Origin of the sequence: Pseudomonas sp. B21-028, assembly GCF_024749045.1 — a bacterium.
Classification (GTDB): domain Bacteria; phylum Pseudomonadota; class Gammaproteobacteria; order Pseudomonadales; family Pseudomonadaceae; genus Aquipseudomonas.
The window spans coordinates 116,114-139,600 of sequence record NZ_CP087184.1; the positions used below are offsets into that span (position 1 = coordinate 116,114).

At 59.4% G+C, this 23,487-nt stretch carries 27 protein-coding genes; 10 read left to right on the top strand and 17 right to left on the bottom strand.

The genetic code is table 11. From position 1 onward, the window contains the following. Positions 1-48 precede the first annotated feature (48 nt). Together LOY35_RS00560 and LOY35_RS00565 are read left to right on the top strand one after the other, a co-directional pair. Positions 49-594 (top strand): gamma carbonic anhydrase family protein, encoded by a 546-nt coding sequence (locus tag LOY35_RS00560; RefSeq protein ID WP_139641587.1) that lies wholly within the window; start codon positions 49-51, stop codon positions 592-594. 71 nt (positions 595-665) lie between these two features. Beyond that, on the top strand, positions 666-1,316 hold the full coding sequence (locus LOY35_RS00565) for an HAD family hydrolase (protein ID WP_258629607.1): 651 nt from the start codon (positions 666-668) through the stop codon (positions 1,314-1,316). A gap of 122 nt (positions 1,317-1,438) precedes the next feature. Here the strand turns inward: LOY35_RS00565 and LOY35_RS00570 are convergent, their stop codons facing one another. Both LOY35_RS00570 and LOY35_RS00575 read right to left on the bottom strand, forming a co-directional pair. Then, positions 1,439-1,897, bottom strand: a complete 459-nt coding sequence (locus LOY35_RS00570) for an REP-associated tyrosine transposase (RefSeq protein ID WP_258629608.1) — start codon at positions 1,895-1,897, stop codon at positions 1,439-1,441. A gap of 195 nt (positions 1,898-2,092) precedes the next feature. Continuing rightward, positions 2,093-3,169 carry an aminopeptidase gene (locus tag LOY35_RS00575; protein WP_258629610.1) on the bottom strand — a complete coding sequence of 359 codons (1,077 nt, stop codon included), beginning with the start codon at positions 3,167-3,169 and terminating at the stop codon, positions 2,093-2,095. A 59-nt stretch (positions 3,170-3,228) separates the two neighbouring features. Here LOY35_RS00575 and LOY35_RS00580 point away from each other — a divergent pair, with 59 nt between their 5' ends. Continuing rightward, on the top strand, positions 3,229-3,642 hold the full coding sequence (locus tag LOY35_RS00580) for a hypothetical protein (RefSeq protein WP_258629612.1): 414 nt from the start codon (positions 3,229-3,231) through the stop codon (positions 3,640-3,642). A 39-nt stretch (positions 3,643-3,681) separates the two neighbouring features. Further along, positions 3,682-4,107 carry a hypothetical protein gene (locus LOY35_RS00585; RefSeq protein ID WP_258629614.1) on the top strand — a complete coding sequence of 142 codons (426 nt, stop codon included), beginning with the start codon at positions 3,682-3,684 and terminating at the stop codon, positions 4,105-4,107. Here the strand turns inward: LOY35_RS00585 and LOY35_RS00590 are convergent. Next, positions 4,104-4,337: a DUF1161 domain-containing protein gene (locus LOY35_RS00590; protein ID WP_258629616.1), complete on the bottom strand. Its 234-nt coding sequence runs from the start codon at positions 4,335-4,337 to the stop codon at positions 4,104-4,106. The two genes, LOY35_RS00585 and LOY35_RS00590, sit on opposite strands and share 4 nt — an antisense overlap. A 130-nt stretch (positions 4,338-4,467) precedes the next feature. Next, positions 4,468-4,899, bottom strand: coding sequence for an OsmC family protein (locus LOY35_RS00595; protein ID WP_258629618.1), 432 nt, complete (start codon positions 4,897-4,899; stop codon positions 4,468-4,470). Between the two features lie 232 nt (positions 4,900-5,131). On the opposite strand from LOY35_RS00595, the gene LOY35_RS00600 reads away from it, so the two are divergent. After that, positions 5,132-6,133: an LLM class flavin-dependent oxidoreductase gene (locus LOY35_RS00600; protein WP_258629620.1), complete on the top strand. Its 1,002-nt coding sequence runs from the start codon at positions 5,132-5,134 to the stop codon at positions 6,131-6,133. A gap of 53 nt (positions 6,134-6,186) precedes the next feature. Here LOY35_RS00600 and LOY35_RS00605 read toward each other — a convergent pair whose 3' ends face one another. Next, positions 6,187-6,411 (bottom strand): DUF1161 domain-containing protein, encoded by a 225-nt coding sequence (locus tag LOY35_RS00605; protein WP_258629622.1) that lies wholly within the window; start codon positions 6,409-6,411, stop codon positions 6,187-6,189. A 114-nt stretch (positions 6,412-6,525) separates the two neighbouring features. Further along, complete coding sequence (locus LOY35_RS00610) at positions 6,526-6,741, bottom strand: dodecin (RefSeq protein WP_041024236.1); 216 nt, start codon at positions 6,739-6,741, stop codon at positions 6,526-6,528. 170 nt (positions 6,742-6,911) lie between these two features. Here LOY35_RS00610 and LOY35_RS00615 point away from each other — a divergent pair, with 170 nt between their 5' ends. Then, positions 6,912-7,238, top strand: coding sequence for a YqjD family protein (locus LOY35_RS00615; protein ID WP_024778479.1), 327 nt, complete (start codon positions 6,912-6,914; stop codon positions 7,236-7,238). A 13-nt stretch (positions 7,239-7,251) separates the two neighbouring features. Here LOY35_RS00615 and LOY35_RS00620 read toward each other — a convergent pair whose 3' ends face one another. Further along, complete coding sequence (locus LOY35_RS00620; RefSeq protein WP_258629630.1) at positions 7,252-8,145, bottom strand: LysR family transcriptional regulator; 894 nt, start codon at positions 8,143-8,145, stop codon at positions 7,252-7,254. Between the two features lie 113 nt (positions 8,146-8,258). Between LOY35_RS00620 and trpB the strand changes: the two genes are divergently transcribed. Both trpB and trpA read left to right on the top strand, forming a co-directional pair. Next, complete coding sequence (trpB, locus tag LOY35_RS00625; RefSeq protein ID WP_258629631.1) at positions 8,259-9,491, top strand: tryptophan synthase subunit beta; 1,233 nt, start codon at positions 8,259-8,261, stop codon at positions 9,489-9,491. Next, a complete protein-coding gene (gene trpA / locus LOY35_RS00630; RefSeq protein WP_258629633.1) occupies positions 9,491-10,303 on the top strand; it encodes a tryptophan synthase subunit alpha in 813 nt (270 codons plus the stop codon). Before trpB ends, trpA begins: the two co-directional genes overlap by 1 nt. A 197-nt stretch (positions 10,304-10,500) precedes the next feature. Here the strand turns inward: trpA and LOY35_RS00635 are convergent, their stop codons facing one another. The 10 genes from LOY35_RS00635 to LOY35_RS00680 form a co-directional block, all read right to left on the bottom strand. After that, entirely contained in the window at positions 10,501-12,462 is a 1,962-nt protein-coding gene (locus LOY35_RS00635) for a DUF4105 domain-containing protein (RefSeq protein WP_258629634.1), read from the bottom strand. Continuing rightward, on the bottom strand, positions 12,459-12,779 hold the full coding sequence (locus LOY35_RS00640; protein WP_258629636.1) for a DUF2388 domain-containing protein: 321 nt from the start codon (positions 12,777-12,779) through the stop codon (positions 12,459-12,461). The genes LOY35_RS00635 and LOY35_RS00640 overlap by 4 nt, the downstream gene beginning before the upstream one ends. 26 nt (positions 12,780-12,805) lie before the next feature. Then, complete coding sequence (locus LOY35_RS00645) at positions 12,806-13,114, bottom strand: DUF2388 domain-containing protein (RefSeq protein WP_258629638.1); 309 nt, start codon at positions 13,112-13,114, stop codon at positions 12,806-12,808. A gap of 106 nt (positions 13,115-13,220) precedes the next feature. After that, a complete protein-coding gene (locus LOY35_RS00650) occupies positions 13,221-13,538 on the bottom strand; it encodes a DUF2388 domain-containing protein (protein WP_055128286.1) in 318 nt (105 codons plus the stop codon). Positions 13,539-13,856: 318 nt separating this feature from the next. Then, complete coding sequence (locus LOY35_RS00655) at positions 13,857-14,072, bottom strand: DUF1127 domain-containing protein (protein WP_258629641.1); 216 nt, start codon at positions 14,070-14,072, stop codon at positions 13,857-13,859. A gap of 324 nt (positions 14,073-14,396) precedes the next feature. Further along, a complete protein-coding gene (locus tag LOY35_RS00660) occupies positions 14,397-15,890 on the bottom strand; it encodes an acetyl-CoA hydrolase/transferase family protein (protein WP_258629643.1) in 1,494 nt (497 codons plus the stop codon). Positions 15,891-16,088: 198 nt separating this feature from the next. Further along, a complete protein-coding gene (locus tag LOY35_RS00665; protein ID WP_047704057.1) occupies positions 16,089-17,525 on the bottom strand; it encodes an NAD(P)(+) transhydrogenase (Re/Si-specific) subunit beta in 1,437 nt (478 codons plus the stop codon). Beyond that, the gene (locus LOY35_RS00670) at positions 17,525-17,845 is read right to left on the bottom strand and encodes an NAD(P) transhydrogenase subunit alpha (protein WP_003220416.1); all 321 of its coding nucleotides are present in this window, start codon (positions 17,843-17,845) and stop codon (positions 17,525-17,527) included. The genes LOY35_RS00665 and LOY35_RS00670 overlap by 1 nt, the downstream gene beginning before the upstream one ends. Before the next feature lie 15 nt (positions 17,846-17,860). Continuing rightward, positions 17,861-18,982: a Re/Si-specific NAD(P)(+) transhydrogenase subunit alpha gene (locus tag LOY35_RS00675; protein WP_258629646.1), complete on the bottom strand. Its 1,122-nt coding sequence runs from the start codon at positions 18,980-18,982 to the stop codon at positions 17,861-17,863. A 432-nt stretch (positions 18,983-19,414) separates the two neighbouring features. Beyond that, the gene (locus LOY35_RS00680; RefSeq protein ID WP_258629647.1) at positions 19,415-20,314 is read right to left on the bottom strand and encodes a LysR family transcriptional regulator; all 900 of its coding nucleotides are present in this window, start codon (positions 20,312-20,314) and stop codon (positions 19,415-19,417) included. A 157-nt stretch (positions 20,315-20,471) separates the two neighbouring features. On the opposite strand from LOY35_RS00680, the gene LOY35_RS00685 reads away from it, so the two are divergent. Both LOY35_RS00685 and LOY35_RS00690 read left to right on the top strand, forming a co-directional pair. After that, on the top strand, positions 20,472-21,653 hold the full coding sequence (locus LOY35_RS00685; protein ID WP_014335919.1) for an acyl-CoA dehydrogenase: 1,182 nt from the start codon (positions 20,472-20,474) through the stop codon (positions 21,651-21,653). Positions 21,654-21,666: 13 nt separating this feature from the next. Further along, the gene (locus LOY35_RS00690) at positions 21,667-22,887 is read left to right on the top strand and encodes a CaiB/BaiF CoA-transferase family protein (RefSeq protein WP_258629649.1); all 1,221 of its coding nucleotides are present in this window, start codon (positions 21,667-21,669) and stop codon (positions 22,885-22,887) included. The last annotated feature ends 600 nt before the right edge of the window (positions 22,888-23,487 follow it).

The window sequence follows — 23,487 nt, forward strand, 5'->3', positions numbered from 1 at the left end:
CTTCACCGCAGCTAGCAGCGACTATCAGTAGAAAAGAGAGAGCCTATCGTGACCCTTCGCACGTACCAGAATCACACCCCACGGCTTGCCCGGGGCGCTTTCGTCGACAGCACTGCGGTGGTGATCGGCGACGTTGAAATCGGCGAAGACAGCTCCGTCTGGCCACTGACGGTCATTCGCGGCGACATGCACCGCATCCGCATCGGCGCCCGTACCAGCGTCCAGGATGGCTGCGTGTTGCACATCACCCACGCCGGTCCTTTCAATCCCGATGGCTTCCCGTTGCTGATCGGCGACGACGTGACCATCGCCCACAAGGTCATGCTCCATGGCTGTGCCGTGGGCAGCCGGGTGCTGATCGGCATGGGCAGCATCGTCATGGACGGCGCGGTGGTCGAGGATGAGGTGATCATCGGCGCCGGCAGCCTCGTACCGCCGGGCAAACGTCTCGAAAGTGGCTTCCTGTACGTGGGCAGCCCGGTGAAACAAGCCCGGCCGCTGACCGACAAGGAGCGCGCCTTCTTCACCTACAGCGCGGCGAACTATGTGAAGCTCAAGGACCTGCATCTGGCCGAAGGTTACGACCAGCCCTGAAACATCTGTTGAATCTCCTTGCCACAGATGCCCCCCCCTTTGCTACTGATTCATTCACCCCGGGAGCCTCCATGCACTACCAGACCGTACTGTTCGACCTCGACGGCACCCTCACCGACCCACGTGAAGGCATCACCCGTTCGATCCAGTTCGCCTTGAGCCAACTGGGTATCGACGAGCCCGACCTCACTCGCCTCGAACATTTCATCGGCCCGCCGCTGCTACAGGCCTTCATGCAGTTCTATGGCTTCGACGAAGCGAAGGCCTGGGAGGCGGTGAATTTCTACCGCGAGCGCTTCAAAGTCACCGGCCTGTACGAAAACCGCGTTTTCGAAGGAGTGATGCCACTGCTGGAAACTCTGGACGGCCAGGGCCGGCAGTTATTCATCGCCACCTCCAAGCCCTGGGTCTTCGCCCGGGAAATTGCCCGTCACTTCAATTTTGCGCGGCACTTCAAGGTGATCTACGGCAGTGAGCTGGACGGCACGCGCACCGACAAAGTCGAGTTGATCGCCCACCTGCTCGCTGAGGAAGGCCTCGACCCGGCCAATACCCTGATGATCGGCGATCGTAAACATGACCTGATCGGCGCTCGCCGCAATGGTCTGGATGCGGCGGCGGTAGGGTATGGGTTTGGCAGTCGCGAGGAACTCATGGCCGAGAGTCCGGCGTATCACTTTCAGACGGTGGATGAACTGCATCAAGCGTTTTTGCGGGGGTAGTTCGATAGTTGTCGCGGGCAAGCCTTGCTCCCACAGAACCTACAGTTCCCTCATGCCGGATGGATTCTGTGGGAGCAAGGCTTGCCCGCGATGAGGCCGTCATGAGCACCGCGTAAGCCGACTCAGATCCATGCTGCGTCCCACAACGGATAATCCCCTATCCGCTTAACCAATCCCGCTCGCAAAGGGTTTGCCACGATATAACGCGCGACGGCTTGCAAATCTTCATCCTTGCGAATGGCCCGGTCGTGGAAACCTTCTTGCCAAAGTGGTCCTTGACGTTGCGTCTGTCGATTGAGGGCCACGGTGGTCCGGGACTTTGTGCGCGCAATCAATTTCGAAAGCCTTATATCTTGCAATTCAATCAGCCAATGGAAATGGTCCGGCATGACAACCCAGGCCAGAGAGCGGGCGAATTGTTCTTGCTGAGCTTTTCGAAAGGCGTCCACTACCAAACGTCCTGTCTCGAAGCGATTGAAAACCGGATCGCGGCGGAGCGCTACTACCGTCAATAGATAAATTTGTCCGGATTGCGAATAACGCCCGAAACGCAATCGATTGGAATGTGGCTGGGTTTTCAATGGGGATCCTCCTTGATCTGTCTTTGTCCTAAGGCTAGACAGCAGAAGCGGATCTGATCTGAAAAGTTGGAGCAGGATGTGTCTGGAGGGGCCTCATCGCGGGCAAGCCTTGCTCCCACAGAACTCATCGGCATGAAGGACTCCCTTGTGGGAGCAAGGCTTGCCCGCGATGAGGCCGGGTCAATCACTGGATATCTATGATCCTGCCAATGCCCTCAACGCCGCCTTACGCTCATCCATAGGCAGCTTGCCCAGCTTTTCCACAGCAGCATAAAACGCCACCCAATCGCCCGAAGTCTGCCGGAACAATGTTGCAAACGCCGGCACCCACTGGTCGTAGAGCCCGAACGGTAGCAACCGTGCGTTGTTCAGCGGCGCATAGACCCAGGCGTCGTAACGTTTGTCGCCGGCCCACTGGCTGTCACGCATCTGCGCATATTCGGCGCGCAGCCGTTCGAACGCCTGCGCCTTTTGCTGGCGCATCTGTTCGGTTGGCAGGGGCTGGGCATAGAGTTTTTCCAGTCGTTGTCGGGTGTCGAGGATCAATTGGATGAACTGGTCGCGCTGACGTACCTGCTGGCCATTGTCCGGCGCGAGCCCGCGACTGGCGCGCCACTGCCGGGTGCCTTCCTGTTCGACGAAGGTGGCGAAGGACTCGTTGAACTCGGTGTCGTCCTGTACGTAGAAGCGTTGGTGTGCCAGTTCATGAAAAATCAGCGTGGCCAGGCGTTCGTCGCCCCAGTGCATCATCGAGCTCAGGATCGGGTCGTCGAACCAGCCCAGTGTTGAATAAGCCTCCACTCCGCCAATTGATACGTCCATGCCACGCAAACGTTGCAAGGCCGCTTCGCCACGGGCGGCACTCTGGCTGTAGAAGCCGCGATACGCCACGCAACCGGCGATGGGGAAACAGTGGTTTTGTGGGGCCAGGGAAAATTCCTGCGTGGCAAAGACATTCCAGACTACATATGGTCGGCCAATGTCCGCATACAGGCGGTAACTTTTGTTGTCCGGCAGATGCAAATGTGAGCTGGCGAAGGTTCGTGCCTCGCGAGCCTGGGCCAAGTGCTGCCGCAAGCGGGCGTCGCGGGTGGAATCGGCAATCACCTGGTCGACAGGCTCCCGGGCCTGCAACAGCCGCAGCTGTCCGCCGACGAGCTGGCTGTAGTAACCGACGTTGGAACAACCGTTGAGTAACAAAAGCAGGAGACTCGGAAACAAAATCCTGAAAACACGGTCGAGTAACCGATGGCTGGAACGCGGCCTGATCAATTGGAATCACCTTGGGAAAGTCTGCCCACAAGACTATCCCGCCTGCCCGGAGCTTCGCTATGCGCATGTTGATGCTGACGAGTGGCCTGTTGCTGCTGACCGGTTGTGCCAGCTTGCCCGACCCTGATCCTTCGCAAGCGTGGATAGATCTTGGCAACCATCAGGACACGGCGCTGCAAGCGCTGGAAGTCGATGACAAGACGTCCCTGGACAAACGCTATTTCGAAGTGCAGCCCGGCGCCCATGAGCTGACCGTGCGTTATCAATTTGCCGTCGAGCCCGGAAATATAGGTCCGGATGCCGGGCCGCTGTGGCGGGATTGTCGGTTGAATGTGAAATTCAAGGGCTTCAACGCAGGCCAGCGTTACCAGTTGCAGGCCGGCAGCATCGGTTTCCGTCCGTGGGCCAAGCTCTATGACCAGCAGCGCAAAGTAGTGGGCCAAGGTACGCCAGCGGGCTGCCAGCAGAGTTGATCGGCGCTATGCTCAATACCCGACTTCAGGAAATCCATCATGCGCTTTCATATCCTGTTACTGGCTTTTGTCTCGTTGAGCGGTTGTGCATCAAGTCCGCCGCCCCCTGTTGATCCGAACATGGCCTGGGTCGATTTTGCGACCCCCATGCCGGGCGGCAAAATGCTCATGGCCGAGGGCCTGGATGGGCAACGCTTGCAGGATGGGCGGTTCTTCCAGGTTTCGCCGGGCAGCCATGAGCTGAAAGTGCGCTTCGACTTCGAGGTCATGGGGGGTGGTGGGTTGGGCATGCAGGCCGAACCGCAGGAACGGTTGTGCTACATGATCGTGCGTTACGATCATTTCGAGGCCGGCCAGCGTTATCGTCTGGAAGCCCGCAACCTGGCATTTACCCCAAGCGCCCGGCTCTATAATGCCAAGCGAGAAATTGTCGCCGAGGAACGGCAGGTCAACTGCATTCCTTAGCTGTCATTCTTCTGGTAGATGATTTTCTTCGTACCGCCTTCGCAGGTGCCGACCACCATGTTCTGATCGCTGACTTCTTCGTTCGTGACGATTTCCAAGGTGTAGGACGACACCTTGTTCGCCTGGATCTTTGCCTCGATTTCCGCTTTCAGTTCTTCACAGGATTTTGGCGCCGCCAGAGCCGACGTGGTCAATGCGCAACCAATGATGACCAGGGCAAACCGTTTCATGCTCGAACTCCTCGCTGCAGCACGTACCGCTTGTACGTTGAAACTGCCTACTGCATTCGACCACACATTGCTTATCGGGTAACAGGGGAAAGATCGCAGCCTTCGGCGGCTGCGATCCTGATGCGGGGCGTCAGTTCACCAGCGTGGCATCCAGGGTGATCTTGGCGTTCAACACCTTGGAAACCGGGCAACCTTCCTTGGCCTTGTTGCTCAGCTCTTCAAACTGCTGCTGGCTGGCGCCGGGAATCTTCGCCTTGAGAATCAGCTTCACCGCAGTGATGGCAAAGCCGCCGTCGACTTGGTCGAGGGTCACTTCGGCACTGGTGTCGATGCTGTCGGCCTTGAACCCGGCATCTCCCAGGATCATCGAAAACGCCATGGAGAAACAGCCGGCATGGGCCGCGCCGATCAGCTCTTCGGGGTTGGTGCCGCGGCCGCCTTCGAAACGGGCCTTGAAACCATAGGGTGCTTCACGCAGCACGCCGGTTTCCGTGGAGATGGAGCCGATGCCGGTTTTCAGGTCACCTTCCCAGTGAGCCGATGCTTTCTTAATGATAGCCATGTCTGCCTCCTCAAGATCCGGCGCGAGGGTATGCGCCGGGTGTTTTTTGACTGCCAGGCTTGTGAGGATAGACCGCCTGATAAAGTTCACTTCATCGATTAGTCGACTAATTTAGTAGGAAAATTCGTTGCAGCTATTGAAACTCGGGTATATGCCCACATTGCAGGGTACACACCTACAGAAAACGGCAGGCTTTTGCCCGTAGCAAAAGCCCCGTTGGAGACGCCGGCCCATGAAACAGCTGTCCGAAGTGAAATTCTCAACCCTCGATCTCGTGCCTGTCCGCGAGGATGGCAATGCCGCCCGGTCCTTGCGAAACTCGCTGGATCTGGCGCAGCACGTGGAAAAATTCGGCTACACCCGTTTCTGGGTGGCTGAACATCACAATATGGATGGCATCGCCAGCTCCGCGACGGCGGTGCTGCTGAGTTATCTGGCCGGTGGTACTTCGACCATTCGTGTCGGCTCCGGCGGGGTGATGTTGCCCAACCATGCACCGTTGATCATCGCCGAGCAGTTCGGCACCCTGGAAAGCCTCTTCCCGGGTCGGATCGACCTGGGGCTGGGGCGTGCCCCCGGCTCCGATCAGCTGACCGCCCGGGCCCTGCGTCGTGAGCGCTCCGGTAGCGCGGACGATTTCCCCGACGACGTGGCCGAGCTGATGCGTTATCTCGGCCCGCGCACACCCGATCAGCGCATCATCGCCATGCCCGGCACCGGGACCAATGTGCCGGTGTGGTTGCTGGGCTCCAGTCTGTTCAGTGCGCAACTGGCCGGTGAACGCGGTTTGCCCTACGCCTTCGCCTCCCATTTCGCACCGCGCTTTATGCACGAGGCCATTCGCATCTACCGCAACCACTTCAAACCGTCGGCGGTCCTCGACAAACCCTACGTGATGCTCGGCGTGCCTTTGGTCGCGGCGGATACCGATGAGCAGGCTGATTATCTGGCGACTTCGGTGTATCAGCGGATCCTCGCGCTGATGCGCGGCCAGAGCCTGGTCCAGCGTCCGCCCGTCGAAACCATGAACGGTCTCTGGTTACCCCATGAGAAAGAAGCGGTGGGCGATTTCCTTGGCCTGGCGATGGTCGGTGGCCCGCAGAAGATCCGCGCGCGCCTCGAGGTATTGATTGAGCAGACCCAAGCCGATGAGCTGATATTCACCAGCGACCTGTATGAGCATGCCGACCGTTTGCATTCATATGAATTGCTGGCACAGGTCATGAAGGGCTGAATCGTGCCCATGAAAAAGCCGACGCATGCGTCGGCTTTGACATTCGGGCAGCATCAGCTTTTTTTGTAGACAATTTCCTTCGCGCCACCCTCACAAGTACCGACGACTTTTCCGTCAGTCGCCGTTCCTTTATCGACGATTTCCAGCGAATAGTCTTTCACCTGCTTGGCATCGAGCTTCGCCGCGATTTCGCTTTTCAACTCCTCGCAGGGCTTGGCGGCGGCAAACACCGAACCCGCAAGGCTCAGCAAACCCACAGCAACCATCAACTTTTTCATCGCTCGCACTCCTTGGTCGGATCAGTAGCCTGGTATTAAACAGGAGGGATGCGCTCACCGGATAGCGCATCGCCATTCCTATGGCACTCCGCCAGCGTGCAAGTTCCAAGCGCCTCAGCTATTTGCGATCCGGAAGCCGACCTTGAGGGTCACTTGGAAGTGTGCGGCGCGGCCGTTTTCGATATGCCCGCGGGTTTCGGTGACTTCGAACCATTCCAGGTGCTTGAGGCTCTTGCTGGCTTCGGCCAGGGCGTTGTTGATGGCATCTTCGATGCTGGTGGGGGATGAGCCGACCAGCTCGACCTTTTTGTACGTGTGATGATCAGTCATGACGTTTCTCCTGGGTTATCTCTAGCCGCTTGGCTACCAAGAGCCTAGCAGCGATTTTTCGCCTTACGTGTGGTGCCGTTCACGCGCTGAAGTTCAGATTTACTGCACTTTCAGAAACGGTGGGAGTCCCAACTTTCACACGCACTCAACCACTGCAGGAGAGAGCCACCATGGCCAGCAATTCATTACGCAAAGCCTCGTTGCAAAGCATGGAAGCGGAAATCGAGAATCTGCTCAAGTCGTTGGAAAGCCTGAAGGACGACGCATCGGACGAGTCGCGTAAGACCCTCAAATCGCTCAAGGCAAACGCCGAAAATGCGTTGAAGCATTCGCGTCATCTGCTCAGCGATGCGTATGAAGAGGTCAAGGTGAAAACCCGCGAGACCGGGCTCGCCACACGCGATTACGCTCAAGAGCACCCATGGACGACCGCCGGTGTCGCGGTCGGGGCCCTTGGTCTGCTGGCCGCTTATCTGCTGTGCAAGCGCGGCGACTAAGCAAGCGCGGCGACTAAGTCGGTTGGCTCAGCTCATGCCTGAGCCACTGGGCCAACTGCCGAGCGCGGCCGTCCGCGGCGCGTTTGGGTAGCCACAACGCCAGTCGCGCCGGGGTTTCATTGAATCCCCAGGGCGCGACGAGGCGTCCGGCACGCACATCCTCGGCCACCAACGGTTCGGGAGCGATGGCCACGCCCAGCCCAGCCACAGCGGCCTCCAGCAAATAATATAAATGCTCGAAACCCTGGCCGAACTTCAGCGCCTGGGGATCGAGGTCGTTCTGCCGTGCCCAGGTCGGCCAGGCCTGTGGTCGGGACGTGGTATGCAGCAACGGCTCACCCAGCAGCGCACTGGCCGGGGCGGATTTCAGGCCGACGAAGCCGGTATAACGCGGGCTCATGACGGGGCCGATCCGCTCACTGACCAACTCGTATACCTGCATGTCCGCTGGCCAGGGCGGCTCGGCGAAGACCAGTAGAGCGTCCAGCCCTGGGCGTCTGGGGTCCAGATCACCTTCGCCAGCAGACAGATGCAGACGCAAGTCCGGCAGATCGGCATTGAGCCGGCCCAGGCGAGGAATGAACCAGCGTGCCAACAGGCTGCCTGAACAGCCCAGCACAAACGGCGCATCCGCCGTGCTTTGAGTGAGTTCGGCACAGACGCTACGCAACCGCTCGAAAGCTTCGGCGCTGGCATCACGCAGACGCAGGCCCGCATCTGTGAGTTTCAGGCCGCGTCCGTCCTTGATGAACAGGCTGACGCCCAGATGTTCCTCCAGCACCCTCAGCTGTCGGCTGACGGCGCCGTGAGTGACGTGAAGCTGTTCGGCGGCCTGGCTTACGCTGTTCAGGCGAGCAGTGGCCTCGAAGGCACGCAAGGCATTGAGCGGAGGCAGATCGTGGCGCATGGTATCTGTGAGTTTTCCTGACAGGTTGTGGCGATCTTATCGGTTTTCAGGGCGAGATGTCAGGGGTAGAGTGAGCCTCATTGTCTTCTCACGCATTTGCCTGGAGCGTTCCCATGACCCAGCCTACGACCCCTTTCAACCTGCGCAGCGGTCCCGATGCCAACGGCCTGTTCGGTACGTTCGGCGGCCGCTATGTGGCCGAAACCCTTATGCCATTGATCCTCGATCTGGCCCGCGAATACGAAGTGGCGAAGGAAGATCCTGCGTTCATTGAGGAATTGGCCTACTTCCAGCGGGACTACGTCGGTCGTCCAAGCCCGCTCTACTTCGCCGAGCGCCTGACCGAATACTGTGGCGGCGCGAAGATCTATCTCAAGCGCGAAGAGCTGAACCACACCGGCGCGCACAAGATCAACAACTGCATCGGCCAGATCCTGCTGGCGCGGCGCATGGGCAAGAAACGCATCATCGCCGAGACGGGTGCCGGCATGCACGGCGTGGCGACTGCCACGGTGGCTGCACGTTTCGGCCTGGACTGTGTGATCTACATGGGCACCACCGACATCGAGCGCCAACAGGCCAACGTGTTCCGCATGAAATTGCTCGGCGCCGAAGTGATTCCGGTGGTCGCCGGTACCGGCACTCTTAAAGATGCCATGAACGAAGCCTTGCGTGACTGGGTCACCAACGTCGACAGCACCTTCTACCTGATCGGCACTGTGGCAGGCCCGCATCCGTATCCGGCTATGGTTCGTGACTTCCAGGCGGTGATTGGCAAGGAAACCCGCGATCAACTGCAAGCCCAGGAAGGCCGTTTGCCGGACAGCCTGGTGGCGTGCATCGGCGGCGGTTCCAATGCGATGGGCCTGTTCCACCCGTTCCTGGATGACAAGAGCGTCGACATCATCGGCGTTGAAGCGGCTGGCTACGGCATCGAAACCGGCAAGCACGCGGCGAGCCTGAACGGTGGCGTGCCCGGTGTACTGCACGGCAACCGCACCTTCCTGTTGCAAGACGACGACGGCCAGATCATCGACGCTCATTCGATTTCCGCCGGCCTCGACTATCCGGGTATCGGTCCGGAACACGCCTGGTTGCACGACATCGGTCGCGTTCAGTACACCTCGATCACCGATGCGGAGGCCCTGGACGCCTTCCACAAATGCTGCCGCCTGGAAGGCATCATTCCCGCGCTGGAAAGCTCCCATGCCCTGGCTGAAGTGTTCAAGCGCGCGCCGAACCTGCCCAAGGATCACCTGATGGTGGTCAACCTCTCCGGCCGTGGCGACAAAGACATGCAAACCGTGATGCACCACATGGAACAGTCCCAGCAGGAGAAACACTGATGAGCCGCCTGCAAACCCGTTTTGCCGAACTCAAGCAACAGAACCGCGCCGCCCTGGTGACCTTCGTGACCGCCGGCGACCCGAACTACGACACCTCGCTGGCAATCCTCAAGGGTCTGCCGGCGGCCGGTGCCGATGTGATCGAGCTGGGCATGCCGTTCACCGATCCGATGGCCGACGGTCCAGCGATCCAGTTGGCGAATATCCGCGCGCTGGGGGCCCAACAGAACCTGGCGAAAACCCTGCAGATGGTTCGCGAGTTCCGTAAGGACAACAGCGAAACACCCCTGGTGCTGATGGGCTACTTCAACCCGATCCATCGTTACGGTGTGCAGCGTTTCATCGGCGAGGCGCTGGATTCCGGCGTTGATGGCCTGATCGTGGTGGACATGCCACCCGAGCACAACGGCGAACTGTGCGATCCGGCCCAGGCCGCGGGCCTGGATTTCATTCGCCTGACCACACCGACCACCGATGATGTGCGGTTGCCGACCGTGCTCAATGGCAGTTCGGGCTTTGTGTACTACGTGTCGGTGGCGGGCGTGACCGGCGCCGGTGCCGCGACGCTGGAGCATGTGGAAGAAGCCGTGGCGCGTCTGCGTCGTCATACCGATTTGCCGATCAGCATCGGTTTCGGCATCCGCACGCCGGAGCAGGCCGCGGCCATTGCACGGTTGGCCGATGGCGTGGTGGTTGGCTCGGCGTTGATCGACCATATCGCCAGCGCCGAGACATCGGAGCAAGCTGTCGACGGCGTGCTGAGCTTGTGCGCCGCTCTGGCCGACGGTGTGCGTAATGCGCGCGTGAGCTGATTTATTGCTGCAACAAAAAAGGGTTCAGAACCGGGTTCTGAACCCTTTTTTTATGCCGCTGGGTATGGCCTGTGGGGATTGTGGCGAGGGAATTTATCCCCGCTGGACTGCGACGCAGTCCCAAAAAGCTGCGAACTGATAAGCCGGGTGGGATCGCTTTGCGACCCAATGAGTCCCTCTCGTACAGGGCGCAGGGGCTAGGGCAACTCCAAGCCACCGCTCGCCTTGTGCAACTTGCGCAGATGTTCACCAAGCTCCTTGACGTTGGCTTCGCTCGCGGCGATTTCGGCGGCGCGGCTTGGCTCGAGCAAGGCGCGGACTTCCTTGTCCAGGTCGCCCGTCAGTGTTTGCAGCTGTTTCTGGCGCAGGCTGCTTTCCGATTCCAGTCGCTGCCACTCGCTGGGCTGGGGCAGCCCGTAGCCGCTGCTGCCCAGCAACTCGGCGGGGCGACTCAGGAAGCCACTGTTGGCAAGGATCTGCTGCAGTGTCGCGTTGGCCCGTTCCATGCCGCCGTTCTGCAGTTCACGGGCACCGAGGTAGCGTTGTTTGACTTCATCCTGGGCCAGCAGTAATTGCCTGCGATAACTGGCTTGTTCCAACAGTAGCAACGCCGCGCTGGTGCGCAGGTCAGCCTGTTCGAACCAGACACGGCGCTCGGCGGCGTCCAGGGCCAGCCAGTCCTCTACCGATTGCTGTTTGATCGGCAGGTACTTCTTCAACACATTGAACATCGCCTGATACCGATCGCGAAATGAATCGAAGCGGTAGCCCAGGCGCAGGGCTTCCTTGGGGTCGTCGAGCACACTGGTATCCGCCAGCCCCCGCCCCTTGAGGACTTCCAGCAACCCGTTGGGCATGATGCTGTCCAGACCCTTGAGTTGTTCGTTATTGCTGCCGCTGCGCAGCAGCTTCAGGCTCTCTACCGCGCAGTTATTGGACAGGAAGTAATAGCTGCCGTCATAGCTCCAGTGCATTTCGGCGGCGTGTTCGACCGTCTCCTCGATCTCGGTCCGTGACAGGTTCAGTGGCACGGACGCCAGGCTGCGCAGTTCAGTCTTGGTGTATTCATCGATCACCTGGGCCAGCGGCAACACGAACAGGCGTGACGGGTACTTGCCCACCAGGCCGTCCCAACTGGACAGCTGCACATCACCCACGAAGGCCCGGTACGAGAGCACCAGGTGTTGATCCAGATCCAGCCGGCAATCCGGCCCACGTGGGCGGCCGGGCGCACAGATCACCAAGCGAAGCATGCTGTGGCCCCAGCGGCTGACCCAGTTCTGGTTGGCTTCGGCCAGCAGATAATCGATGGCATAGACCCGTTCCGGGTCGACCTTGCCCAGTGGTGTCCTGGCGAAGTCGTTGCCGGCATTGAGGAAGGCGAACGACTTGGCGCAGGTGTCCTTGGCGGGCGGGGCCCAGCCAAAGTGCTCCTGATAATAGCGGTACAGCGCGGGCCGTCGGCAGGCGTAGCTCGGGTCGAGGAGAAAGTACTCCATGTTGACCGCGACGAACTCCTTGGGGCTGCTGGTCTCGTAGAGGTCCGGGCTGCGGGCGATCTGGCGGTTGTGCTGCTCTCGTTCACCGCGACGGCCGACGTACTGTGGCCAGCCAGCAAGGTCTAGCAGGCGGGGATCATCACTGAGGGTGAAGCGGCGATCGTTCTGGCCCCGGCACTCATCCGGAAGGCCGATCAGCCCGGCGCTGTTGTTGCGTCGCGTGCAGCGCTGGATCAACGCACGCTCGGCATCCGGCCATAAACGCGCACGGTCATAGATGTGGGTCAGTTCATGCAGGACGGTGGCAAGCAATTCTCGCCGCACGGTGCCATGGGGGCGGTGAGTCTTTTGTGTAGCGGCGCTGCCGTCCGTGAGGCTGTCGAGCAGATTGCTGTTGAGGTCGAGCTGCGACACCAGTGAGGCCTGGCCATACGCGTTGGCTGGCATCTGGTCGGTCCAGCCGACATCGATACGACGGTCCAGTTGCTCGATGAAGCGTGGCGGCAAGGCCGCCATGGCTTCATCGAGCAGCGCCTGGCTGGCCTGCTGTTGTGCGGGGCTCAGGCCTTCGCCGTTGAGGTGCAGTCGCAGGCCGGCCTGGGCCGTGTCACCCATGAGCAGCAGAATCCCGGCCGCCAGCCAGGCGGCGAGCCGCCTCACAGCGCGAGGATGGCTTCGGCGAGGACCTGGTCACTGGCATCGCGGGCTTCCGGCACGCGGGTACGCAAGGTATCGAAGGCGGCCTCGAGGTGAGCACCACGGATTTCACCGTTGCTGGCGACGAAGCTGGCTGCATCGTCGTGGGCTTCGCGGACGATCTTCGAGTCGCGGATGGACGTGGTGGTATCGGAGGTGAAATCGATCGTGCGCTGCGAGGCGCGAACGATGATGTTACTGGTGGCTACCAGGGTATGGGCCTGGACCACATCGGCCAAAACCAGCAGGCCTAGGGCGGCAGCAATCAGCGGGCTACGCATGGAACGACTCCGGAAAGTAGGGATAACTATTGGACGAGAATTGCCTGTGCCAGTTCAAGGTCGCTGACATGAAGTTTTGGCTGGGTCTGGTGTAGATAAGCCAGGGCCGACTCCAGCCGTGCGCCTCGCAACTGTCCGTCACTGGCAACGAATGCCGCGGCGTCATCGCGAGCGGCGATGATCAGTTTATGGTCGAAGGGCGCGGAGGTCACCATGCTGGTGGCATAGCCGCTGACTACCACCTGTTGGGTGGATACATCGAAGGCATGCGCCGAAACGGACCAGCAGGCAGCGACCAGGAACAAAGCGATAGGCAGATCTGAGGTAAAACGCATGGCACTCGACAGTTGATGGCGAACCTGAAGGCTAACGCAAACCGTCGGGCCAGAGCCAGCGCTGAAACATCGGGATACCTACGGTCGCCCGATGTTTCATGTTGGATCAGATCACCAGGATCGCCTGGGCCAGCTGGGCATCGGTGGCGTTCAATTGCGGTGCCTGCTGGCGGATGAAGTCCAGGGCACTTTCCAGCTTCACGCCACGGATGGCGCCTTCGCTGGCCACGAAGCTGGCGGCATCGTCACGGGCCGCCTGGACGATTTTGTTGTCCCGCAGCGACGAAGTCGCATCGGAGGTTGCATCGGACGTGGCCTTGAGCGCCCCGACGAGGGAGTCGGTGGTGACGATGAAGCTGCTGGCATTGGCATGGGCGGTTACGGCCAGCAGGGCTGCAACGCTGAGCAGACGAAGACGGATCATGATGAGACTCCTTGAGTGATGATTCTGGTAGCGGGAAGAGGAGACGCCTGTTCGACTCGCTTCGCCACGTTCGCCTGGATAGTAAGTCAGATCGCGGCGTAGGACAGCCCTGATATGGAGCCTCAGTCTCGAAGTGCTGCAAATCAAAACTGTACCCGTTCAAGTATGGTCATGTAAAAACTGTACTTGTCCATGGTTGGGCGTTGAATTTCAGGGGGCCGAAACGACAAGACCCGTCGCGATTTCCCGCGACGGGTCTTGTCTTGTTCAATTCGGTGCTGGCGGTGGACCCGGTGGGTCAGGGCCAGCGACGCTGAGTTAGCGCCAGAACGGCTTGCTCAGCTCTTCGTAGCGTTGTGCTTCGCTGATACCGGCGTCTGCCAGCAGGCGAGCATCCAGACGAGCCAGTTGATGGCGGCTGGCGATACGGCGCTGCCACAACATCAGGTTGGCAAGAACGCGAAGAGGCAGGGAAGCCTGGTTTTTTTCAGCGTGGTCTTCGAAAAACAGCTCGGAACTGAGTGTACGTTCCATGGTTGACATCCTTCCGCTTATGGCGGGATTAGGTAGTGGTTTAACTTTAACTGGTGCCCATGATCCTCTCGTTTGGCCAGACTCTGTAGATACAGTTCTCTAGTATTGTGCGCGACCAGTTAACTGTTAAAGGGTGGTGTACTGGTCAATATTGAGACAACTGTACCTATCTGCACAATTATGGTGCGTTTTGTGATGGCTTGAGGTGTTAAGCGGCAAAATTCGCTACGAAAACACCGGTACAGCAGTACAGTTTTTGTCGGTAAGCGCGCTGAGTCTATGACCGACGAAAACTGTGTGTGCTGTAGCGCCGATCCAGCTGTATCAAACAGCCAACATGCGCCCGGTTTCTTCCAGGTTCAGGTGCCAGCTCAGTGCATCGCGCAGGATGTGGGGTGTATGCCCACCCAAGGCACATGCCGTTTCAAAATATTCGTTCAAGGCCTGGCGATAGATCGGATGTACACAGTTGTCGATGATCACCCGTGCCCGTTCCCGGGGTGCCAGGCCTCGCAGGTCGGCCAGACCGATCTCGGTGACCAGGATGTCGACATCATGCTCGGTATGGTCCACATGGCTGACCATGGGCACGACGCTGGAGACAGCGCCTCCTTTAGCAATCGACTTGGTCACGAAAATCGCCAGATGCGCATTGCGAGCGAAGTCGCCCGAACCGCCGATGCCGTTCATCATCCGTGTGCCGCAGACATGGGTGGAGTTGACGTTGCCATACAGGTCGAACTCCAGGGCGGTATTGATGCCGATGATGCCCAGGCGGCGGACGATTTCAGGGTGGTTGGATATCTCCTGGGGCCGCAGGACCAGTTTGTCCTTGTATTTCTCCAGGTTGGCGAACACATCGGCATTGCGCCGGCTCGACAGCGTAATGGAGCTGCCTGAAGCGAAGCTCAGCTTGCCGGCGTCGATCAGGTCGAACGTGGAGTCCTGCAGTACCTCGGAGTACATGGTCAGTTCTTCGAAGGGTGAGTCGATCAACCCGCACATCACGGCGTTGGCGATGTTGCCGATTCCTGCCTGCAGCGGGCCAAGCTTGTTGGTCATGCGCCCGGCCGCGACTTCGCGCTTGAAGAAATCGATCAGGTGATCGGCAATGGCCTGGGTGTCGCTGTCCGGTGGTGTGACGGTCGAGGGCGAGTCGCCCTGGTTGGTGATGACAATGGCGGCGATTTTCTCCGGTGGGATCGGGATGGCGGTACTGCCGATACGGTCGTCGACCTTCATCAAGGGAATCGGTGTGCGAGTTGGGCGATAGGTTGGGATATAGATGTCGTGCAACCCTTCCAGGTCCGGGTTGTGAGCCAGGTTGATTTCAACGATCACTTGTCGGGCGAAGATGGCAAAACTGGCGGAGTTACCCACGGATGTGGTGGGGACGATGTGGCCTTGCTCAGTGATGGCGACGGCTTCGATCACGGCAATATCCGGTAGCTTGAGCTGGGCGTTGCGCAACTGCTCGACGGTTTCCGAAAGATGCTGGTCGATGAACATCACCTCGCCTGCGTTGATTGCCTTGCGCAGCGTGCTGTCGACCTGGAACGGCATGCGCCGCGCCAGCACGCCGGCCTGAGTGAGCTCTTTGTCGAGATCATTACCCAGGCTTGCGCCGGTCATCAGGCTGATTTTCAGCGGGCTCACCTTGGCGCGCTCGGCCAGGGCGTGGGGGACTGCTTTCGCTTCACCGGCGCGGGTGAAGCCGCTCATGCCGACGGTCATGCCGTTCTCGATCAACAAGGCTGCGTCGGCAGCGCTCATCACTTTATTCAATAGCGAAGGCAGGCGGATGCGGTCACGGTACATGGAGTGTGTTCTCGGGCTGGGAGCAAGGATGCGCAGTCTAGTGAATTCGCGCCGTGCCCGACCCGCGACAAAAGTCGCATTTGAGGCGTCTATTACGGGGGTTTCAGGCAAAACATCATTACCGGATCGGTAACATCAGGCCTTGATACAAATCAAAACGCCCCGACAAGTCGGGGCGTTTTAGTGAAGCAGAGGGCGTTATTCCACGGCTTTGACCATGTCTTCGATGACTTTCTTGGCGTCACCGAACACCATCATGGTCTTGTCCAGATAGAACAGCTCGTTGTCCAGGCCGGCATAGCCGCTGGCCATGGAGCGCTTGTTGACGATGATGGTCTTGGCCTTGAAGGCCTCGAGGATCGGCATGCCGGCAATCGGCGATTTCGGATCGTTCTTCGCCGCCGGGTTGACCACGTCGTTGGCGCCCAGCACCAGCACCACGTCAGCCTGGCCGAACTCGGAGTTGATGTCCTCCATCTCGAACACCTGGTCGTAGGGCACTTCGGCCTCGGCCAGCAACACGTTCATGTGCCCGGGCATGCGACCGGCCACCGGGTGGATCGCGTACTTCACGGTCACGCCATGGTGGGTCAGCTTCTCGGTCAGCTCTTTCAAGGCATGCTGCGCCCGCGCCACCGCCAGGCCATAGCCCGGCACGATGATCACGGTGTCGGCGTTGGTCAGCAGGAACGTGGCGTCATCCGCCGAGCCCGATTTCACCGGACGCGCTTCTTTCGAGCCGGCCGGGCCTGCTGCATCGGCGCTGTTGCCGAAGCCGCCCAGCAGCACGTTGAAGAACGAACGGTTCATGGCCTTGCACATGATGTACGAGAGGATCGCACCGCTGGAGCCCACCAGGGAGCCGGCGATGATCAGCATCGAGTTGTTCAGCGAGAAACCGATACCGGCCGCTGCCCAGCCCGAATAGCTGTTGAGCATCGACACCACCACCGGCATGTCCGCACCGCCGATGGGGATGATGATCAGCACGCCCAGCACGAAGGCCAGGGCCAGCATCAGGGCGAACGCGCCGAGGTTGCCCGTGACCATGAACATCACGCCCAGTCCCAGCGTGGCCAGGCCCAGGATCAGGTTGAGCTTGTGCTGGCCGCCGAACTGCACCGGCGCGCCTTGGAACAGGCGGAACTTGTACTTGCCGGACAGTTTGCCGAAGGCGATCACCGAACCTGAGAAGGTGATTGCGCCAATCGCCGCGCCGAGGAACAGCTCCAGGCGGTTACCGGCCGGAATCGAGTCGCCCAACTGCTTGACGATGCCCAGGGATTGCGGCTCGACGACGGCGGCGATGGCGATGAACACGGCTGCCAGGCCGATCATGCTGTGCATGAACGCCACCAGCTCCGGCATCTTGGTCATCTCGACGCGCTTGGCCATGATCGAACCGGCGGTGCCGCCGATCAGCAGGCCGACGATGACGTAACCGATACCTGCGGTTGCAAGCTCGGCCCCCAGCTTATAGATGAGGCCCACGGTCGTGGCGATCGCCAGCGCCATGCCGAGCATGCCGAACAGGTTGCCGCGACGGGATGTGGTCGGGTGCGACAGGCCCTTGAGGGCCTGGATGAAACAGATCGACGCGATCAGGTATAGCGTCGTTACCAGGTTCATGCTCATTACTTGGGCGCCTCTTCTTTTGCTTTCGGGGCTTTTTTCTTGAACATCTCAAGCATGCGGCGCGTCACGAGGAAGCCGCCGAATACGTTGACCGCGGCCAGGGCCACAGCCAGGGTGCCCATGGTCTTGCCCAGCGGTGTCACGGTCAGTGCGGCGGCGAGCATCGCGCCGACGATCACGATCGCCGAAATGGCGTTGGTCACGGCCATCAACGGTGTGTGCAGTGCAGGCGTTACGTTCCAGACCACGTGGTAACCGACATAAATCGCCAGCACGAAGATGATCAGGTTGTAGATACCGGGGGAGATAAGCTCTTCCATTGTCTGAATCCCTGCTTAGGCGTTTTTGCGGATGACCTGGCCGTCGCGGCACATCAGGCACGCGGCGACGATGTCGTCTTCCAGGTTCACGTCGAACTGACCTTCCTTGGTGAAGACCAGCTTCAGGAAGTCCAGCAGGTTACGGGCGTACAGCGCCGAAGCGTCGGCTGCGACTTCGCCGGCCAGGTTGGTCGGGCCGACGATGGTCACGCCGTTCTCGACAACCACCTGATCGGCCACGGTCAGCGGGCAGTTGCCACCCTGGGCTGCCGCGAGGTCAATGACCACCGAGCCGGGTTTCATCTGGGCCACGGTTTCGGTGCTCAGCAAGGTCGGTGCCTTGCGGCCGGGGATCAACGCCGTGGTGATGACGATGTCGGCCTGCTTGGCGCGCTCGTGCACCGCCTGGGCCTGGCGCTGCATCCAGCTTGCGGGCATGGGACGAGCGTAACCGCCGACGCCGACAGCGCATTCGCGCTCTTCATCGGTTTCATAAGGCACGTCGACGAACTTCGCGCCGAGGGATTCGATCTGTTCCTTCACCGCCGGACGCACGTCCGAAGCCTCGATCACCGCGCCCAGGCGTTTAGCCGTGGCAATCGCCTGCAACCCGGCCACACCCGCGCCGAGAATCAGCACGCGCGCCGCTTTCACGGTGCCCGCAGCCGTCATCAGCATCGGCATGAAGCGAGGGTAGTAGTGCGCGGCCAGCAGCACGGCCTTGTAGCCGGCGATGTTGGCTTGGGACGACAGCACATCCAGGCTCTGGGCGCGGGAGGTACGTGGCGCTGCCTCGAGGGCGAACGCGGTAATGCCGCATTCGGCCAGCTTGGCGATGGTTTCGTTGTTGAACGGATTGAGCATGCCCACCAGAACGGTGCCGCTCTTGATCAGCGCCAGCTCGCTATCGCTGGGAGCAACCACCTTGAGAATCAGTTCGGCCCCGAACGCTTCGCTGGCGCTGCCAATGGTCGCGCCGGCGGCTTCATAGGCACTGTCGATAACGCTGGCCTTGAGACCCGCGCCGCTTTGAACAGTGACTTTATGACCTTGGCCGATCAGCTTCTTGATGGTTTCCGGGGTAGCAGCAACCCGTGTTTCACCCGTCTGGGTTTCGAGAGGAACACCAATGTGCACGTCAAATCTCCTGCGTGATCTTATTGAGTAAACCCATGCACTTCGGATGGTGCGGCTGGGGCGGCGGATCAGCACGATCCCGCCGAATCAGGCGGGGCGCGGCATTTTGCAGGCGAAAATACAGCCCTTCAAGGGATTATGACGGGTGACGAAAAATTAACTACAAGTCACCCTGTGACCGAATGTCGCAATCATTGGTCCTTAACCCTTGCAGGCCGTGCCTTTCCCGGATTCAGGCTCAATTTTATAAATTTTCCCATCGGCCAGATGAATGAGCCGTAATGAGCGGGGCGATATGGCTCAAAGCCACGTATTTGAACGCTTCTGAGACTACTGTACTGATTTCTGAACAGATTGACTGATTGCGACAAAAACTTATATCTGTAGCGCTTTTTATTAGCTTACTACCAGACTGGGTTATGAGCGTTTTCCTTAGTAATCAAGTAGATAACTTCTGGCTTGGCCTACCAACCAATCACGAAAAGCCCGCAGAGACGCGGATTCGACCTTTCGTTCCGGGATCATCAGGTAATAGGCCTTGATGCTCGATAACGCATTACTGTTGGCAACGACCAAGCGTTTTTCTGCCAATTCCCGCTGTATCAGGAAGGGCGGAATCAAGGCGATTCCCATGTCGTGCATGGCGGCCTGGGCAAGCATGGAGAATAGTTCATAACGCGGGCCTGTCAGGTCGCGCGCAATGTTGAGGTCTTGCGCGTTGAACCACTGACGCCAGGCATATGGGCGGGTGGTCTGCTGTAGCAGAGGCAACTCGGCAATGGCTTGCGGTGTCAGGTTGTCGCGGTCGCCCAACAGCGCGGGGCTGCAGACTGGCATGGGATTTTCGCCCATGAGCTTGTGGGATTCGGTACCGGACCAGTCCGCGTCGCCAAAATAGATGGCAGCGTCAAAATCCGTGTCCGCAAACAGAAAAGGTCGCGTGCGGTTGGTCAGGTTGACGGTGACTTCCGGATGTTGCTGCTGGAAATCCTTCAGGCGTGGTAATAGCCATTGGGTTCCAAACGTGGGAACCACGGCCAGCTCGATCACGTTCGCGCCGGTGTGCCCCATCACTGAAAGCGTGTCGCGCTCGACGGCGTCCAGTTGGGTGGCGACCCGGCGGCTATAGGACAGGCCGGCTTCAGTCAGTTTTACGCCGCGTCGTGAACGTCGGAATAACTCTACGCTGAGGAAGTCCTCCAGGCTGGCGATCTGTCGGCAGATCGCCCCTTGGGTGAGAGAAAGCTCCTGCGCGGCCTTGGTGAAGCTCTCATGGCGTGCGGCGGCCTCGAAGCTGACCAGTGCGGCGGTACTGGGGATCTTGCGGCGCATGTACGGTGACCTCACTGATCGTTGGCACAAACAGGACGTTTGACGTGTACGGAGTGAGAAATTAGCACAAGCACATGCGTAATCGTCGTTTGCCCTTGTAGGAAAGCGCGCCTAGGATCAATCCACGATTTTTCATTTGATTGGCGAGGATTTTTTCATGGCCGGTAAAGCAAGCTTCAACTGGATCGATCCATTGTTGCTGGACCAGCAGCTCACCGAAGAAGAACGCATGATCCGCGACACTGCCGAGCAGTTCGCCCAGCAAAAGCTAGCGCCACGGGTGCTGGAAGCGTTCCGTCATGAAAAAACCGACCCGGCGATCTTTCGTGAAATGGGTGAAGTGGGACTGTTGGGCGCTACCATCCCCGAGCAGTACGGCGGCAGTGGCTTGAACTACGTCAGTTATGGCCTGATCGCTCGTGAAGTAGAGCGTGTCGACTCTGGTTACCGCTCGATGATGAGTGTGCAATCTTCTTTGGTCATGGTGCCTATCAACGAATTTGGCACCGAAGCCCAGAAGCAGAAATACCTGCCGAAGCTGGCCTCCGGTGAGTGGATCGGTTGCTTCGGCCTGACTGAGCCGAACCATGGTTCCGACCCGGGCGCGATGATCACTCGTGCGCGCAAAGTCGAAGGCGGCTACAGCCTGACGGGCAGCAAGATGTGGATCACCAACAGTCCGATTGCCGATGTGTTTGTCGTTTGGGGCAAGGACGACGCCGGCGATATCCGTGGCTTTGTCCTGGAGAAAGGCTGGAAGGGCCTGAGCGCGCCGGCCATCCATGGCAAGGTCGGCCTGCGAGCTTCCATCACCGGCGAGATCGTCATGGACAACGTGTTTGTTCCAGAAGAGAACATCTTCCCGGATGTGCGTGGCCTGAAAGGTCCGTTTACCTGCCTGAACTCGGCACGCTACGGCATCTCCTGGGGCGCCTTGGGTGCCGCCGAATTCTGCTGGCACACCGCTCGCCAATACACCCTGGATCGTCAGCAGTTTGGTCGTCCACTGGCGGCCAATCAGTTGATCCAGAAGAAACTGGCTGACATGCAGACTGAAATCACCCTCGCCTTGCAAGGATGCCTGCGTCTGGGGCGTATGAAAGATGAAGGCACAGCGGCGGTAGAGATCACTTCGATCATGAAGCGCAACTCTTGCGGCAAGTCCCTGGATATCGCCCGCATGGCGCGGGACATGCTCGGTGGCAATGGTATCTCCGATGAGTTCGGCATTGCCCGTCATCTGGTGAACCTGGAGGTGGTGAACACTTACGAGGGGACCCATGATGTTCATGCGCTGATCCTCGGTCGCGCGCAAACCGGTATCCAGGCGTTCTATTAACAGGAGGACGGCCATGGGCGCGCTTTCGCACCTGCGGGTACTGGATTTATCGAGAGTCCTGGCCGGGCCGTGGGCCGGCCAGATCCTGGCGGACCTGGGGGCGGAGGTCATCAAGGTCGAGCGTCCGGGCAATGGCGACGACACCCGTGCCTGGGGGCCGCCCTTCTTGAAGGATGGCCGAGGCGAAAATACGACCGAGGCGGCTTATTACCTATCAGCCAATCGCAACAAGCAGTCGGTCACCATCGACTTCACCCGCCCAGAGGGACAGAACCTGGTGCGGGAGCTGGCGGCCAAGTCCGACATCCTGATCGAGAACTTCAAGGTCGGTGGGCTTGCGGCTTATGGCCTGGACTACGACTCGCTGAAGGCGCTCAATCCGCGGTTGATCTATTGCTCGATCACCGGTTTTGGCCAAACCGGTCCTTATGCAAAGCGCGCCGGTTATGACTTCATGATCCAGGGGCTGGGGGGCTTGATGAGTCTCACCGGTCGGCCTGAAGGGGATGAGGGCGCTGGGCCGGTGAAGGTTGGGGTGGCGCTGACGGATATCCTTACGGGGCTTTATTCGAGCGTGGCCATCCTGGCGGCGCTGGCTCACCGCGACCAGGCGGGTGACGGTCAGCATATCGACATGGCATTGCTGGACGTTCAAGTGGCTTGCCTGGCCAACCAGGCGATGAACTACCTGACGACGGGCAATGCGCCGAAGCGATTGGGCAACGCTCACCCCAATATCGTGCCTTATCAGGATTTTCCTACGGCTGACGGTGACTTCATCCTCACCGTGGGTAATGACGGCCAGTTCCGCAAGTTTGCTGAAGTCGCCGGTCAGCCGCAGTGGGCGGATGATCCTCGTTTCGTGACGAACAAGCAGCGGGTGGCGAACCGAGCGGTACTGATCCCATTGATTCGTCAGGCGACGGTGTTCAAGACCACTGCCGAATGGGTTGTTCGGTTGGAGCAGGCCGGCGTGCCGTGCGGGCCAATCAATGATCTGGAGCAGGTGTTTGCCGATCCACAGGTACGGGCACGCGGGTTGGCGATGGAGCTGCCCCATGCTTTGGCCGGTAAGGTGCCGCAGGTAGCCAGCCCGATTCGCTTGTCCAAGACGCCCGTGGAATACCATCGCGCGCCGCCTTTGTTGGGGGAGCACACACTAGAAGTGCTGCAGCGTGTGCTGGGGTTGGATGAAGCGGCTGTGGCTGCGTTTAGGAAAGCGGGGGTCATTTGAAGCTTCTTCTATATAGAAGAAGCTTTTTGAAGGTGCAGACGCTGTTTGTCGGGTGTCTTCCAACGTATTGATAGAAAAGCGAAATTAGGGGTTGACGGCAGATTCTGAGTCTCTATAATTCGCCCCACTTCCGGCGCAGTCGAAACGGAAAACTCCTTGAGTTTCAATGAGTTAGATGTTTTCTGGCAGCGCAGGACTTCAGTTCATCGAAGTCCGGAAGGAGTCGGCAGGGCAGGTTGTTTGGCTCGGTTTGACGGTTCGATCTTCTCGGTCGAAAGCGGTGAAAAAGAGGTGTTGACAGCAGCGACCAACGCTGTAGAATTCGCCTCCCGCTAACGAGAGATCGAAAGCGCAAGTGGTTGAAGTTGTTGAGGTTTTGGAAAGCAAAACTTTGAAAACTTCTAAAATAACCGCTTGACAGATACACGGGGCGCTGTAGAATGCGCGCCTCGGTTGAGACGAAAGGCTCAACCCACCGCTCTTTAACAACTGAATCAAGCAATTCGTGTGGGTGCTTGTGGAGTCAGACTGCTAGTCAACAGATTATCAGCATCACAAGTTACTCCGCGAGAAATCAAAGATGTAACCAACGATTGCTGA